At 62.1% G+C, this 14,895-nt stretch carries 18 protein-coding genes; 12 read left to right on the top strand and 6 right to left on the bottom strand.

Annotation, left to right across the window (positions count from 1 at the left end; all coding sequences use genetic code 11):
* Positions 1-21: 21 nt before the first annotated feature.
* The 3 genes from SSKA14_RS17970 to SSKA14_RS24320 form a co-directional block, all read right to left on the bottom strand.
* A complete protein-coding gene (locus tag SSKA14_RS17970) occupies positions 22-2,628 on the bottom strand; it encodes an AAA family ATPase (RefSeq protein ID WP_157635961.1) in 2,607 nt (868 codons plus the stop codon).
* A gap of 131 nt (positions 2,629-2,759) precedes the next feature.
* Positions 2,760-3,071, bottom strand: coding sequence for a hypothetical protein (locus SSKA14_RS17965; RefSeq protein WP_146260237.1), 312 nt, complete (start codon positions 3,069-3,071; stop codon positions 2,760-2,762).
* A gap of 27 nt (positions 3,072-3,098) precedes the next feature.
* Positions 3,099-3,455, bottom strand: a complete 357-nt coding sequence (locus SSKA14_RS24320; RefSeq protein WP_031421721.1) for a helix-turn-helix transcriptional regulator — start codon at positions 3,453-3,455, stop codon at positions 3,099-3,101.
* Positions 3,456-3,561: 106 nt separating this feature from the next.
* Between SSKA14_RS24320 and SSKA14_RS17955 the strand changes: the two genes are divergently transcribed.
* The 3 genes from SSKA14_RS17955 (at position 3,562) to SSKA14_RS17945 (ending at position 5,340) form a co-directional block, all read left to right on the top strand.
* On the top strand, positions 3,562-4,380 hold the full coding sequence (locus SSKA14_RS17955) for a hypothetical protein (protein WP_008265097.1): 819 nt from the start codon (positions 3,562-3,564) through the stop codon (positions 4,378-4,380).
* Position 4,381: 1 nt separating this feature from the next.
* Entirely contained in the window at positions 4,382-4,765 is a 384-nt protein-coding gene (locus tag SSKA14_RS17950; protein ID WP_049441146.1) for a hypothetical protein, read from the top strand.
* Between the two features lie 74 nt (positions 4,766-4,839).
* Positions 4,840-5,340, top strand: a complete 501-nt coding sequence (locus SSKA14_RS17945) for a hypothetical protein (protein WP_232281411.1) — start codon at positions 4,840-4,842, stop codon at positions 5,338-5,340.
* A gap of 21 nt (positions 5,341-5,361) precedes the next feature.
* Here SSKA14_RS17945 and SSKA14_RS17940 read toward each other — a convergent pair whose 3' ends face one another.
* Positions 5,362-6,144 carry a hypothetical protein gene (locus SSKA14_RS17940; protein ID WP_040008391.1) on the bottom strand — a complete coding sequence of 261 codons (783 nt, stop codon included), beginning with the start codon at positions 6,142-6,144 and terminating at the stop codon, positions 5,362-5,364.
* A gap of 76 nt (positions 6,145-6,220) precedes the next feature.
* Between SSKA14_RS17940 and SSKA14_RS17935 the strand changes: the two genes are divergently transcribed.
* On the top strand, positions 6,221-7,429 hold the full coding sequence (locus SSKA14_RS17935; protein ID WP_157635959.1) for a restriction endonuclease: 1,209 nt from the start codon (positions 6,221-6,223) through the stop codon (positions 7,427-7,429).
* Between the two features lie 31 nt (positions 7,430-7,460).
* Here the strand turns inward: SSKA14_RS17935 and SSKA14_RS17930 are convergent, their stop codons facing one another.
* Positions 7,461-9,374, bottom strand: a complete 1,914-nt coding sequence (locus SSKA14_RS17930) for a type 4 pilus major pilin (RefSeq protein ID WP_008265185.1) — start codon at positions 9,372-9,374, stop codon at positions 7,461-7,463.
* 133 nt (positions 9,375-9,507) lie between these two features.
* Between SSKA14_RS17930 and SSKA14_RS17925 the strand changes: the two genes are divergently transcribed.
* From SSKA14_RS17925 to SSKA14_RS17895, 8 genes are all read left to right on the top strand, one after another.
* Positions 9,508-9,735, top strand: a complete 228-nt coding sequence (locus SSKA14_RS17925) for a hypothetical protein (RefSeq protein WP_130519086.1) — start codon at positions 9,508-9,510, stop codon at positions 9,733-9,735.
* Positions 9,732-9,977, top strand: a complete 246-nt coding sequence (locus SSKA14_RS17920; RefSeq protein WP_008266668.1) for a hypothetical protein — start codon at positions 9,732-9,734, stop codon at positions 9,975-9,977. Before SSKA14_RS17925 ends, SSKA14_RS17920 begins: the two co-directional genes overlap by 4 nt.
* Positions 9,974-10,444: a hypothetical protein gene (locus SSKA14_RS17915; RefSeq protein ID WP_040008379.1), complete on the top strand. Its 471-nt coding sequence runs from the start codon at positions 9,974-9,976 to the stop codon at positions 10,442-10,444. The genes SSKA14_RS17920 and SSKA14_RS17915 overlap by 4 nt, the downstream gene beginning before the upstream one ends.
* Before the next feature lie 196 nt (positions 10,445-10,640).
* Positions 10,641-11,225 carry a ParA family protein gene (locus SSKA14_RS17910; protein ID WP_031421740.1) on the top strand — a complete coding sequence of 195 codons (585 nt, stop codon included), beginning with the start codon at positions 10,641-10,643 and terminating at the stop codon, positions 11,223-11,225.
* Between the two features lie 11 nt (positions 11,226-11,236).
* Positions 11,237-11,791: a hypothetical protein gene (locus tag SSKA14_RS17905; protein ID WP_008267180.1), complete on the top strand. Its 555-nt coding sequence runs from the start codon at positions 11,237-11,239 to the stop codon at positions 11,789-11,791.
* 320 nt (positions 11,792-12,111) lie between these two features.
* Positions 12,112-12,693: a hypothetical protein gene (locus SSKA14_RS17900; protein ID WP_040008370.1), complete on the top strand. Its 582-nt coding sequence runs from the start codon at positions 12,112-12,114 to the stop codon at positions 12,691-12,693.
* Between the two features lie 74 nt (positions 12,694-12,767).
* Positions 12,768-13,127, top strand: coding sequence for a hypothetical protein (locus SSKA14_RS24020; protein ID WP_083797396.1), 360 nt, complete (start codon positions 12,768-12,770; stop codon positions 13,125-13,127).
* Entirely contained in the window at positions 13,114-13,374 is a 261-nt protein-coding gene (locus SSKA14_RS17895; protein ID WP_040008368.1) for a hypothetical protein, read from the top strand. The genes SSKA14_RS24020 and SSKA14_RS17895 overlap by 14 nt, the downstream gene beginning before the upstream one ends.
* Before the next feature lie 7 nt (positions 13,375-13,381).
* Here SSKA14_RS17895 and SSKA14_RS17890 read toward each other — a convergent pair whose 3' ends face one another.
* Positions 13,382-14,434: a hypothetical protein gene (locus SSKA14_RS17890; RefSeq protein ID WP_040008366.1), complete on the bottom strand. Its 1,053-nt coding sequence runs from the start codon at positions 14,432-14,434 to the stop codon at positions 13,382-13,384.
* Positions 14,435-14,895 lie beyond the last annotated feature (461 nt).

Genomic DNA, 14,895 nt, shown 5'->3' with positions numbered 1-14,895 from the left:
CGCAGTAACGGGTGGCCAGGGCTACGCCTTGGGTTTCGCCGCGGTTTCCGCTCGCTTACCGAACTCCTTGCACCATTCGAGCATGTCTTGAACGTCCTTTAGCAGTTCGTCCGGACCCGGAAGCCAACTGGGGGTGTCGGTGGGTTGGGAGTGCTCGAATGCCGAATACTTCGTCATCATCCCGTCGATCAGTGCGCAGTCTGCTGGGGTGATTGCACTGAGCCGCTGTAGCTTGTTGAGCGTGTTGATCTCGCGCCGGTAGCGGTTGATGACGCCAGAGCAAAGTTCGTCCTCTACAGAGCGCTCAACCAAGATTCGGAAGTTGCTGCAGGCGGCCTTCAGGGCAAGCTCTTTCAGCGGCGGATCGAGCTTCTTGAGCTGTCCGATGCTGCTGACCATTTGTCCCAAGCCGGATTGTGGCTTCAGAGAGAACGTATTGATCTGCGCCGGCATGCCGGTCCTGCTTCCATCGCGGGCGATCGATTCAACCGCGACCTTGACCGTAGACTGATCGAGGTTGGCCCGCTGCTTCGAGGCGTTCTGCAGGAGAACCATTAGAGACAGCCGATGCGTGAAAACGATCACCTGGCGATGCTCGGCCAGATCCACCAGTCGTTTGGCGACCGCCTCCTCAAAGCGCTGGTCCAGGGAGGAAATGGGGTCGTCGAAGATCACGGGCATGCCCCGTTCAAGGCCCGTCGCGTCGGCCAGGAAGGCCGCCAACGCCACAATGCGTTGCTCCCCCTCGCTCAGGATTTCACGATTCTTCTGGGCACCTTGCGCGTCCTTCAGCTCAACGTAGAAGGTGAACGCCCCTTTACCTTGGGATCGATACGACATGCGGACGGGCAGCGAATGACCGCCCAACGCCTGCAACTCGGCATTGAAGCGGTCGCAATAGCCCTTGGCCAACTCCGATTCGCCGATGTCATTGCTTTTGGTCGTCAACTGGCTGGTTGAGGTGGACCGGACAGCGGCCTCCACCGTTCCCACGCGTTTGAGGCGGATCACGTCGGCCCATACCGCATCGCGCTGCTCCGACAGCCACTGTTGTGCTTTCAGCTCTGCTAGGCGGGTTTCCTTCTCCTTCCGCCCCATCGGGTCCAGCAAGCCCGCCAGCGCGTCGCGATCAGCGGTGGTTGTCTTGACCTTCTGATCGTAGGCGTTGGTCCACACCGACCACTCCACCGCCGAAGCCGTCGTGGCCCCGGCCATGGCTTTCAACCTCGCATGGATGGCCTCAAGCAGCTCAGCGGCTTGGGGGGCTTCCAAGCCAATAGCAGCGCACTGGGCCTGCCAGGCGACATCGGTGAGAGGACTGGGCAATGCCTTCTTCAGCGTCGTCAGCGCGTCTTCCGCGCTCTTGGCTTCTGTCTGCAGGGTGTCGTTGAGATAGCTCTCGAAGCTGGCCAAGCGGGCCTTGCCGTCGTCTCCCAACGGTTGCTGGCAGAGGACACAACGGGATTCGTCCCCAACGTGGGGGAAAGGGTGGTCACGGTAGGCAAGACCTGTCGAATACGCTTTTGCAGCGTCCCAAAGGGTTCGCCACACGGCGTCTCCGATGCCCTTGAGCGGCAACCCGTTGAGGAATGCCGTGGCATAGGCGGTGGCGGCCTGGCGCTTGACCTCTGCATTGCTGCGGGCATCCAAGAGGGCTTGGGCCTTCTCGTCGCTCAAGCTCTCCCTCAACGCCGAGACGCTTGTGGCCATCTGCGACAAGCGTTCCAGCTCTCCGACGGCCTTGGCGTGGGCCACTTCAGGGTTCGCCTGGGCCAGCGCGGTCTCCAGTGCCAAACGCTCATCGTTCAGTGCAGCGGGGAACGCGCAACGCTGGTTGATCTCCTCTTCGGTCAGTTTCGCCGTCAACTTCCGGAGGACCGTTGCAGCGCTGCTCTGCGCATGGTCTTCCGGGATGATGGGCAGTTTGCTGGTGAGCTTGGCCGCGCGGGCCTTCAACTGGGTGGCCAAGTCATCGGAGATCTTGATGAGCATCCCGACGAACCGCATCGCCCGGGGAAGATGGGTGGCGGTGGTGGCGCTGTCTCCGAACTCCAGCGCTGTGGCTGAGTCGAAGACCGGGACCGCTTTCAATGTCGCGTGGGGGCCGTCGGATGCTTGCCAAGTGAGATCGGCAGGCGAAGTGGTGCCGTCGGCTCGCGTCGCCGTGACTTTGATCAGAGCAGAGGCGGCAGCCGGGTTCTGCTTGAACACGTTGCCGTGGATGGATCCCTTGGCCCGCGCGCCACAAACGTGCTTCATCAAACGGGCGTAGCCCGATTTCCCGGCCCCGTTGGGTCCGTAGACCACGGTCATCTGGCCTTGGCTGAGGTCCAATGCCGCGTCCTCGCCAAGGGCATTGACGCCGCAGATGGAGGAGACCGAGTCGATGCGAAGCTCAGCGGCGGTGGGTGTCCCCAAGATGGTTCCCGGTGCCAACGCCGGGTGGGGAGCATCCAGCTTCTTGGCTGCCTCGGCCAGGCAGTGATCCGCCAGCGCCTCCATCTCCTCTTCGTTCGGCATGCGGCGGTGCTCGATGACCGTGGCTGCCGCCATGCGCAACCAGCTTGGGCGGCTATTCAACCAGTCTTCGAGCGTCGTGGGCGCGGTAGCCCCGTCCTTCTTTGCCATCGGTCACTTCCCTAGTGATTGGCGGTAGCCAGGAAGGCTCCGTCCCCCTTCCTCAATAGTGACGCGGGTCACATTTAGAGGCAAGTCGGTGATCGTCGTAGGAAGGGGAGCATTTCAGCGATACGCACGTCTCACATGTCAGAAGGCGCAGCGACGTGCGAGGCAGCCAGGGCGGCCGCCAAATCACGGTTCAGTGCTCGCGCTTCAGCCCGCAGTTCGCTCCAGTTCGGCGTCCCGACCGGGCCTTGCCCACGCACCGACGCGAGCCAAGCATGGGATCGCAGTCTGGCCGCTTCCGCGGCTGGCGTCGAGGACTTGAGGGCGTCCAATGCCGCCAACTGGATTTCTAGCAGGTTGATGTCCATCAGCGCCTGCAACTGCTCCGGCGCCATAGGGCTTGGCGCATGCTGCGGCAGCCACCAGCGTCGAAGTCGTTTCAGCATGTCTTCTCTTCCCTGAGATCGTTGTCGCTACTCGGGAGGATCGATAGCCACGCCACGGCTCTGGGCGTAATCCCTCACCTTCGTCAGCAGCTCTCGCTGCTGTTCGGGTTCAAGCCGCGACATCACCAGCAACGTCTCTGCCACTAGATCATTTGTGGCATGGAAATAGGCGACCGGCATGCCAAGTGCTTGGGCCAGCTTTTCCATCGTTGCAGGATCCGGCACGCGATCTCCTCTCTCGTAACGAGAAACCCTGGGAGCGGCGGAGTTTTCCTCGTCCAACCCAAGCACGGCCCCCAACTGTGCTTGCGTCAGGCCCTTGGCCAGCCGGGCCTCGCGCAAGCGGCGGCCAAACGTGTGAGCTGGGGCGAGAGGGGCAGGCATGGGCGATCACGAACCGGGAACAATCCCCAAGTCTGCCGCTTCCCATGCTGCACCGCATTTGCCAAAATGGCAAATAAGGCCATGGTGGCCGGGATCAGGGGGATGGATGAAGCAAGCGATTGCAGCCGTGGCCGTGTGCCTGGCGTTGTCCAGCGGGGCCGCCACTGCTCAGGACGGCATTCTGGGAAGGATTAGCAAGGGGTTGATGCAGGCGGGGAAAGATGCCGCATCCGCGCCTGCGACTAAGCGTTACCTAGAACCTGCCGGCACCTACTGGGACGACGGCGACCCTCCGGTGCTCGACGGCTACACCCGGATCCGGTGGGGCTTGGCGGCCACCGCGTCGGCCGGTTTCGGCATGTGCGAAGACAACCTCTTTGCCCAGGCCAAGGCCGGCGCTGCCCTGGCACCGGCGATGCGAACCCACTGCATTGGCTCATGGGGGCACCAGTTCAAACGCGTAGGCCTTCAGGGCGACCGGGCCTCTGCGTTTGAGGCCAAGGCGCGGCAGATCGCCTCCACCGACGCGTTCTACCTGCGGCCCTACATCGACGTGGAGATCGACCCCAGCACCAACATTCTCCACGCCTACGTGCTGGTCATGAACCACGACTGGTATCCCCGTTCGCCTGACTTTCTTCCGACGGCTGTTATCGGCGCTTCGCCGTTGGGCAAGGGGAGTGCGGTGGTCGGGGTCGAGCATGGCGGGCGCTACCACGCCGCGCTGCGATTGAGGCCGGAAGACGCGGCCGAGCTGCGACGGGTGGGGCGCGACGCCACGGGAGATCGAATCTTTTTCAAGGTCGTGGAGGGCAGGTTGAAGCCCAACGGCCTGCCCGACATCGTTCTCCAAATCGACCGGCTGGAGATCGGCTACAAGACCCAGATCATCGGCATCACTCCTTCCAAAGACAAGGACGCATGACATGAAGCACGCAATGATCGTGGCCGCAGCAGCGGCACTTTTGACCCTGACGGCCTGCTCTGGCGACAAGGGCCCCACGAAGGAGGACGGGGTGAAGGTCGTGGAAGGCTTTTTCACCGAGCAGGGGAGGCAGGCAACCCTCCAGCGCTCTTGGCGGTTCGAAGTGACCGACGCGGGCGGCTTGGATCTCGACTGCGAGAAGAAGCCCAATGGGGATCAAGAATGCATGGTGGGCGGGTCGGTAAAAGCGCAGGGGTCCATCGGTGGCCAGCCCACCAAGCCCGAGCCAAGCACCCTCAAGCCGAAGCTGCGTGCACTGTTCCGCCCGCAGGGCGAGGGCTGGCAAGTGGTCGAAGTGACCGACGAAGGGACGTCTGCGGGCTAAACGGGCCGCAGTCCGCCGCTTGACTGCACGCCGGTCCCGATCAAGCGTGCAGCCATCCAACAGGGGAGGACCATATGAACCGCTATCCGCCGCAGCAAGTTGTGTATGCGCCGCCGGGCCCATCCGCGCTGATCCTCCCTAGCGTCATCTTGGGCCCGTTGGGCCTGGTTGGGCTGGCGGCCGGCCTGGAGGTGATGAAGCGCGACTTCTTCATCGGCGTGGTCTGTTGTGTGCCCGGTGCGCTCGTCTTCGCGTTTTTGGCATTTTGCCTGGCGCTCCATCTCCGGGCTCAGCGGCTCTGGGACTGGCACGTCCGAACGGGGCGGATGCCGTATTTTCGGAAGCACGGCTTCCTGAAAGGGGCGCTGCTCGGGGGCGGATTGGGCGTGGTGACGGTGGTGGCGGCCGCCGTTCTGGGGTTCAAGTATGCGGAGCATCCCCAGCTTGGGGAGATCGCTACCGCAGCGTTTTACTTGGCTTGGCTCTGGGGCGTGCTGTTGATCGGCGTGCTGGCCGTAGTGTTCGGGTGGGTCAAGCGGGCGTGGGATAGAACGGCCCTGCCGGACGCCCGATGAGCCAGCGCATGGACTGACATCTTAGGCGGGATGAGAGGTGAGCACCGAACCGTGTCCTTCGTGTGTCATTCCCAGTGTGACTTGATAGGACCGACCACGCACGTTCGTTTGGAACTCAAGCCAGTCGCCGTAGGGCTTTGCCACTCGCGTAATGATCGTGCATTTGCGTTCATGAACGTAGCTGACCACTGCGCTGTAGGAAATCTCGTCGTAGGCGGTTCCGATTACGCTTGGCTCTTTGCCAAGAGTCTCGATTGCCCATTCGATCATTTGGGTAGTGCGGGCATCGTTGCGCCTCGGAGCGTTGATGGGGAGTCGGCGTTCGATTGGCGTGTGGAGGCTGCGATACTGTTCTTCTGTCAGATCAATGTTTGCGAACTTAGCTTTGTTTGCTGCGTCCAAGCGATCCCACATCTGGCAGACGAAATCGATGCTGCCGGACTGCTGCTCCACGAAAGAGGCGCCGTTCTTCTCCATCTCTGCTGCGAAGCCCAACAGGATTTCTAGAGACTGCCGAGTGTTGAGCATCACGCCCAAGTAAGCCTCCGGAACTCCTCTTCGCTGAGCCATCATCAGCAGCGCGCTGACAAACTCATCTCGCCGATCCTCGTTTTTAACCCAAGAGGGAAGGTTCTTCGGGCCCTCGCTGTCAATCGCTTTAAAGGCGATGTTCTTGTTGGCCTCCTGCATCCTTACTTTAGCTTTAAGGATGGCTTTCCCTACAAATACTGCACCGTAGACCAGTAGAGATAGGCCGCTGGTAGGGATCGCAAGGGCTAGCGCAATCAAGAAAAGGATTGTCATGTGCGTCCGAGGATGTGGAAAAAGATGTCGGTTGGGCGGAGTATACGTTCCAACTTTATCGGACGGCAGATATGTCGTGGCAACTTCATCTAAAAGTATCAAGGGTGCTCGAAAGTCAAGGGCCAAGCCGGATCAAGAGCTGGAGGATGTGGTTGCCCAAGCCAAGGCGATCACCGAGTCATGGGCAGAGCGCCACGACCTGTGGGGTGATTCTGGGCACAAGGATCCACTTGATCACTACGACACTGAGCCGGGTGAGGGTTCTTCCATTTTGACCCTCTGGTCCGAAGGTATGGTGGGGCGCTGCTTGAATGAAGGGATGGACGAGGCCGAGGAGCTCTACGCGGCATTGGAGTCCATCGGTGTATTCATTGAGCTAGATGACCACGTCACCGCCGGCTACTACCTCATTGACCAGGAGTCCGACCTTCAGAAGAGGTTCGACGAATGGGCTCGCTGGAGGTGGACCTGTCGGCTGATCGAGGCCGATACGGCGGATGTTTCCGGCGATATCTACGAATATTTTTCGAAGCGCCCAGATGACCTGTATCGGCTGAGTCCCCGTGCGTTCGAAGAGCTGATCAGCAGCGTGTTCACGGCCAGAGGCTGGCGGACTCAGATCGGACCGGGCAGCGCCGATGAAGGCGTGGATGTCCGAATGTGGATTCAATCCCCTTTGGGGGATGCCCTCACGCTGGTGCAAGCGAAGCGTTACGCCAAGCATCGTCCTATAGATCTTGATGCAGTGGCAGCCCTTGAGGCGCATAGCCTGCGGGAGAAGGCGGGCGGGTTGTTTGTTACTACGTCTCGCTACAGAAACGTCGCCAAGCGCTTTGCTAGCCGAAATAAGGACCTGATCCTCGCCGACTCATCGGACGTTGCATCTTGGTGCGAGGAGGCAAGCCAAGAGGCCATGAAGGCGAAGGCCAGGGCGCTAGCAATGACTTCGCTCGGCCCGCTGCTCGACGAGATTCGTTCCCGAGGCACGCATCCTGCGCTGGTCTTTTCCTGGAAGAGCTTCAGCTACCCGTGCTTCTGCATCGTTCTTCGAGAAACGCCGACAGGTGCTCTCCTTTTACCAATCCCTTCTCAAGCAACTCCGCCGGATGGCCTGGTTGGATATGTTCTCCCGGTGCTTGATGGGAGCTTGGTCGACCAGACACCGGGAAACGGCGTGTTCAGAGCGATTCGGCGCGAAAGCGAAGGCCGGGTCAGCTATTGGGGGAGTGGCGAGCTGTATGGTCGGTGGGATGGCAAGCCGTTGAGGTTTGATCTCTGCGACTGACCTATGGGCGGGGACGATGGTCCCCGGCACATCAGCTAGGCCCTCTGCATGTCAGCGTCAGCACCTGGTAGTCCACCCGCACTGGGTTGTAGAACTGCCGATACCAGTTGAACACGACGGTCTGGCCGACGTTGTGCTCGTTGCACGCAGGCAGCCCTTGCTGGGTGCCAAACCCGCCGTTGGGCGTGCATCCGGGCTGGCCCGTGCAGGTGGTGTAGGGCGTCGAAGCCACCACGGACGACTCGGGCCACTCCCAGCGATAGGGATTGTTGCTCTTGCCCACTAGGTCGGACGCGCACGCTTGCCGGCACACGGCCAAGGACGTGCCGCCGCTGGTCCAGTTGTAGTCGCAGTAATGCATGCCCATGTTGGAGACGCACTCAAAATCGTAAGAGTAGGCGTAGCGGATGTTCCCCGCGTCCGAAAGCGCGTTGCATTGCTCTTCATAGAAAGCCGACTCGCTCACGTTGGCGGGCCAGTTGCCGGGCATCGGTGCGGGCGTCTCCACCCGGTGGATGGGCACGTTGGCGATGGCCCAGTCCAGCTTTGCTTTCTCCGCTGGCGTCAGGCGCACCACCGCGTCGGGATACCAGTAGGAGATGCCACTCGAACCCGAGGGGGGCGGAACGTCCTGCCAATCGGCGGAGTGCCATGCCACAACCTGCAAGCTGCCATCGCTGCAGCGAGCGGCCGTGGGCTTGCACGTGTTGACCTCGTAGCGACGAGACCCGGTATCCACCCAGTGGGACCAGCCGCCGTAAGTGGGCCCGGGCAGGGTCGTGGTGCCGAACGGGCAATGGGTGAATACGTCCCTCGACCGCACCTGCTGCCGTTCCCAGGTGTGCGTGCCGGTTTGACCCGACGGGCAGGCTTGCGAAGTGGGCAGCCATTGATCCCGTTCCTCTTGGGCGGCTCCAGGGCAGGCCTGGCAATCCCTCGTCGTCACGGCCGCCACCGTCTGGGCTTGAACCCACGCCTCGGGATGCTCCCACGCGGCGTCTGAGTTTGGATCCACGTCGCCGGGAGCGCAGACCTGGCGCGTGCGCACCGTCTCTGTGCCCCACGTGCCCGCCGGACAGCTCGCCCGGGCCGCCGAGCTTTCCGATTGCCGGCACGGCACCAAGGCCGGCGGAGCCGGGGTGGGGACCGGCGTTGGGAGCGGCTGAGGCACCGGAACGCTGGGCGCAACAGGAAGCGGCGGAACCGCCGGGGAAGGCGCAACGCCAGGGCCCGGCGGCACGCTCCCAGCAACGCCTGGCACCGCATCGCTGACGCTGGGCGCGCTAGAAACGGGTCCAGCCGGGGGTGGCGTTGAGGGGCCATGGACGGCGGGCGCGGATGGCAGGGGAAGCGTGGGCACCACGGCGACCGACGAGCCGGCCACCATGCCCGAGTAATAGACGATCTCGACCACGGCCCCATCGGCCCCGCACGCCAATCCCAACCCGGGGACGTCCAAGCTCCCTCGGTTGCTCAGCAGAAGGCTGGTGTTGCCCACGATCACGTCCCGCACGTTCGCGTCGCCGGCCACGGCTGAGACGAACGGCACGCAGGCCCGGGCAGGAAGCCCGGACAGCCCCACGGTGAAGGCATCTCCTGCCAAGCGCACCGTGGCTGGGGCCACGGTCACCGCGCCGCCCCACGCGTTGCTCATGGTCGCTGCGCTGCCTTGGCGGAAGTCGGTGGGGGCCAGCCCATCTTCAAGCACGTTCAACGTGCTGACGCCGCGGAACGAGCCGACGACGCCATGGGACCGATCAACGCGGCTGGCCAGGTCCCGAACGTTCTCGACGTCCGACGCAACCTTCACCCGGGTGGTAACGCGGGGGTAGACCCAGAACGCGGCGGCCCCCATTGCGGTGGCAATCCCCAATGCGAGCAGCAACTCGACCAGGCCAAAGCCGGGGGCGGGCAAACAACGGCGAGGGCGGGCATACGGTGTCATGCATTTCAGCATGCGACACAACCGCGTTTTGACAAGCCCTTACGGCAGTTCTTGATTTTAGTCAAAAATCTTTCAAATCAATGGGTTGACATCGGTTGGCGATGTGGTTGGATCGTGGTGAAGGAGCGGTTTAATGGGTAAGCCGACCTATCCACAAAAAGAGAGTGAAGACATGAAGATTCATCCCGTCGAGCCTGCCAGCACTGACCTGGCGCATTTCCAACTCCACACCGCCGCGCGGTTCCTGGACCGCACCAATGGCCTCAACCAGCTGGCCGACAAGCACCGCAGGATCCAGCGCTTGGCCACCCGCGCCCGCCATGAGCGGCGTTGGAAGAAGGAAGAGGAGCGCTTCGCATGAGCCTTTTGAACATGGCCCTGCTGTTTGTCGGTCTCCTGGGCACCACGGTGTTCTACCAGGACCTGGTCGCCAACCCCATCACCGCTGGGCGCGCCCTGGTGCGCCTCTATCGCGTGTCAGCTCCTGTTCGACAGGGCAGCAAGGCCCAGGAAGCATCCCGGCAGTGGTGGAGCATCATGCTGGTGCCGTTCTACGCGTTGGTGGCCTTGGTGCTCATCGGGGTTTTGGGAAGTGGGCAATGAGCGCCGGGACCGAAAGCCTCATCAGGGCCATCCAAACCAACGACCCGCTGGCGTTTTATGGGTGGCTCCACACACTCAAGGGGACGCCCGACCTGGACGCTGGCGTGGCCGGCGATCCCGGCATCACTGCGTTGGCCGTCGCGAGCGTCATGTATTCCAAGGCCATCCAGTCGGACCGGATCTTGGCGGCGCGCTATGCGGCGATGGTGGAGGCGCTCATGGACGCCGGGGCAAATCCGTTGGTTCGGATCGGGGAGCGGTTCGTGGTGCGACGGGGGCACACGGGGAAGCTGGAGCGGCGACGGGTGGACGAAGGCCGAACGCTGGCGGAGGTCTGCGGGGCCGTTCTTTGCCCGGCCATGCAGGCATGGTTCGCACGCCATACCGCGGATTTGATGAACACCCACCTTCACCGCTACCACCCAGCGTTCATCAAGACTCAGCAACCGGTCGCTGAAAAGGTTTGAAGCACGTGCCGGCGGCTACTCGCCGCCGAAAGGCGTCGTGGGAGAAGGGGCGGGGAGGGCCACGGCTCCCGCCGCGGCCTGGGTCGCTGAATCCCGGACGTCTGCACGGCGAAAACCCTCTGGATGCAGAGGCCCTTGCGGGATTAGGTTTGCAGCCTAGTGTGTTGCATGACCTACCCATAAAAGGATCTCTATCATGCGTCTCGTCGTCTGTTGTTTCAAAGGGGGCGTTGGCAAAACGACGCTTTCGCTCAATCTTGCTGCGCTCTTCGCCTCCCAACACCGAGTTTTGGTGAACGACCGAGATCCGCACTGCTGTTCTGTTGCCTGGGCCGCGCTTTCCGACGAAACCCCATTCACCGTGGGCCGTTCGGCCTCCCCCGGGTTCGACTTGGAAATCCAAGACCTGCCGCCCAGCGCCCCAGTGAAAGATCAGCTTCCGGATGGCGACCTCTACATCGTTCCCACTCTGCTCGACGGCGGGAGTTACGTCGTCTACCTGCATACCATCGAGACCCTCCGGAAGCAGGGCAAGGCCTTCCTACCGGTGGCCAACCGGGTCAACATCAAGCGGGCTGAACACCGCCGGCGGCTGGAAGACCCGGAGCTGGCCGGGGCCATCGTCATCCCCGAGCGCGCTGCGCTGGGAAGCTTCTATGAGCTGGGGGAGACCGTCTTTTCCATGCGCGGCGCGGGCGTGGCTAACGCCCGAGAAGATATATTGCGGGTAGGTCAGGCTATCCAAAAAAGATTGGCCAACCCAGGCCGGGGGAATGCATGATGGACATCCCAATGCTGCCCCTGCCGGACCTCATGGCTGCCAAGAAGACCCCCGCCAAGAACGCCGTTGCCAAAGCCCGCAAAGACCTGTCCAAGGCCGCGAAAGTGGTCCACGCCAAGCCGCAACGCACGTATGCGCCGCTCATTGATCTGGACCAGTTTTCCGAAGAGCAGCTGGCAGAGCTGATGGTGGCTGCAGGGGACGCGCCTGGGCGGAAGACCTACTTCGATTTCCAAGAAGAGCGGCCCTACTTGCGGGACGGCCAGAGGGTTCATCTGGACGTGGGACGCGACTCCACCATGTTCGACTACCGCGACGAGAACGGGGCGCGTGTGGAGCGAACGATGGTCACCGTGCCGCCCAAGCTCCGGGAGCAGATTCAGGACGTCACCGGGGAAGAACAGCCGATTCTCACCACCGCGCTCATTGCGCTGGCTTCCTGGGCTTGCCAGGAGCTCAAAAAGAGCAAGCGTCGCCTCGTCGTGACCACGGCAACCGATGACCTGGATCCAATGCGGAGACAGGTTCGGAAAGCCATCGTGGGGCGGGCGAGGAAACAACGGTAGCCCTAGGTTGGTAGTGAACGACAGGCGGCCATGGGCCGCCTTTTTTATGGCTGGCGGCGGGTGGAAAGAGCAACGGAAAAAGCGGCTAGAGCAAAAGCGTTGTGGAGAAAAGGCGGGTGGGGCCTCGGCTTCCGCCGGGCCCAGTGCTGGGCGGGAAATGTGAAGCGTTTCGGGTTTTTGGGTTTTCTGCGGTTGCCCGTCAGTTCTGCACTTTAGTCAAATAAATGTGTTGTTTTAGGGTTTACATTTTTATGTCCTGTCGTAACCTGGATTTGTAGGGGGGGCTATGACGCCGACCCAAAAAAGAAAAGATAACCGCCATGCTCATGCGTCATTTCTACCACTGCTCCCGCAATGCCAACCTGGCCGACCAGCCCTTGGAGCCCTTTGATGGGCAAACCTCTGAAATCCGTGGCCTCTGCTTTTCGGATGGCGAAGAGCAGCATTTCGGGCCCCACAGTTACCAGATCAGCCTCCCAGACGACTGCGATTTTCTCACCGCCAACTTGGTGTGGAACATGAAGCTGGCCGTGGAAGAAGGAACCCGGGCGGTGGGCAGGAATGGCGAACAGCTCCAGTTGACCCTCACCATGGCCGAGCAAGCCTGCAAGGAAGCCATGGCAGAGATGGGCTATGACCTGGACGATGAAACCGTTGAGTTTGTTTTTTGCCGCGCCATTGAGTTCGACGATTGCGATGAGAGCATCGGCGGTGACGATAGCGACTGTTGCGACCCCTGGGATGAGCAGATCGACGGCTGGGGCCTGCAAAGCGTTCGGGCCCTGGTGGCGCACAAGCTGGGCTTGGTGGGGGCCGCCATCGATGATGAAAACGGCCAGTGCTACATCAGCGCCAACCCGGACCTGGTGCTGAAAAAGGTGGAAGAGGAAGAGGTGTCTTGAAAGTAAGGGCGGATCAATGGCCGTCCTTCTCTTGTCTGCTCCCCCGTCACCGCTGGCCCCATACACTCTTCCCCATGACTCCACTTACCACCCCAGACGGCCGTTACCTCATCGTCCGAGGGCGCCTCTGGCGAACCACCAACCCGGGCCTAAGCGAGCCGCAGAGGGAGCGACTGGTCCACGAGCTGATGGACGCCCGGCGTGCCGTGAAGTCAGCAAAAGCCAACCAGGATGGGGAAGCACTCGCCGCCGCGCGGCGCGCCGTGGACAGCGCAAAGAGGGGCTTGGGCGAACGTGGTCCGGTGTGGTGGACGGATGGGGAGAGGGACTGGAACCGGCACCTGGTGAAGAACTCCCCTTATGCCGGGTGGTTCCGAAACATGGATACTCGCGAGACCACACCACGGAAAGGAAGTGAACATGCTGAAGGGTGAAGCGAAGATCGATGTCCCGGTTTACAGCGATGACGAGAGAGATATTGAGCAGGGCATGGACCCTATCATGCACGGAATCCTCATCACTCCCTCAGATCTCAAGCCCGTGCCAGGCAAGCCTGGTGTCTATGTCGCCGAGCATAAGAATCCAAACGTCACGGTGACAGTAACGGTCCAGGCGGACGGCAGCACGACCATTGAAACGGACCCCGAATCCGACATTTTCGAAAACACGTTGCATGTCTGACCAGTGACTACTGCTCCCGGCTCTCGGTGACCATCCGAGCCCAGGCCACGCCTAGCTGCCGCACCACATCCGCCCACGCGCGGTATTCTTCCAACGGCATCGGGGCCTCCAGCCCACGCTTCACCCGCTCCAAGTATTTGGTCTTCCGGGCCATCGCTTCTCGAAACCGCAACTCCGCTTCCTCCAACCGGTCAGCACGCCGACGCTCCTGCAGCTGGGCGAGCCGACGAATCGAATCAGGATTGGTGGAGAGCGTTCTAGGGGCATGAGGCAGGGCCTGGCCTCCGGTCATCGGGACGCGCTTGTGGTTGCTCACCGGGTCCATCACTCGGTGGCGCCAGCACTCCCTCCAGTCGCCCACATCGAGCGGACCACCGCCTGGCACGTCCAACTCAACGACGATCCCATGGGCCTCAATGAGCGCCCACACGGCCCCTAGGAACGCGTCTGGCGGCACTCGCAGAAGGATCACCTGGCCCTCTGCCAGCACCTCGCCCCCGTCCCTCAGTCGTAACGCCAGCAGGGCCTCGCTCAGTGCCAAGGCATCGCCTGACCGGGTGCTCCAGCCCACCAAACCCACCCTCTCCCCATCCACCTCACCCGACCAGGCATAGACCCTGAAGCGGGGCTTAGAGAAACGTGCCGACAGATGGGAGAGCACGCGCTCGCGCTTCGAGTGACGGCTCAACGGGGTGAAGTGGTTCTCCGCGTAGAGCAACGCAGATCGCCGACGCTCCAGCAGCAGGGCCACCCGGTCAGGGGCCGCCTTCGCTTGCCACTCCGACCAGCTCACCACATCTCGCAGGCCCTTGGCAGCAGCGCAGGGACGGCAGGCAGGCACCCAGTTTTCGACAACGCCAGCGGGGCCGCCCAGTTGAGCGGGCACCAGTGACGTAGCCGTCCATGACTTTGGAGAGGACAGGTCCAGCGGAGCGGAGCAGAAGGCGCAGGCGTTGCCGAACTCGGCCAAAACAGCCTTGCGTTGCCACCCGTTGGCCTTGCCCTCCAGCGGGGCGTCGGCTTGGGCAATGGCATTCAAGAAGGGGGACAGCTCAAGCACGGAACACCCCCCAGCCGTTCAACGCAGGCCCAGCAACCGGATCGCAGAACAGGGGCAGTGGGGCGTTGCAGGAGTTTGAAAAAGATTTGACTAAAACGCTTTGCCGAGCCTGTCGAACCTCCCCAGCGACCGCCGATCCAAAACCCAGAGCCCGCTTGCCCGAAACATTTCCAGACCAGCACTGGCCCCCCAACCGCTGATCGAATACCGGGGGGCAGTGAACTTCAACCGAGGCCACTCGCTTGACTAAAACGGATGGGGTCAACGCTTTCCAGGCACCCGAACCAAAACCAATAGCCCCTGCAGTCGTCCTCCAGAACCCCCGAGCAAAGTTGACTAAAACAGATGGAGGCAGGGCTTTCAGAACACCCGAGCAGCGTGACTGAACCCAACCACTCACGCGATCCCATGCTGGCCTCCGCTTGACTAAAACGAACTGGGACAGGGCTGGGGCGTGGGGG

The organism is Stenotrophomonas sp. SKA14, assembly GCF_000158575.1.
In the GTDB taxonomy this organism is placed as follows: domain Bacteria; phylum Pseudomonadota; class Gammaproteobacteria; order Xanthomonadales; family Xanthomonadaceae; genus Stenotrophomonas; species Stenotrophomonas forensis.
Note: the sequence above shows the minus strand (reverse complement) of the source record. Positions and strands in the feature narration are given on the sequence as shown.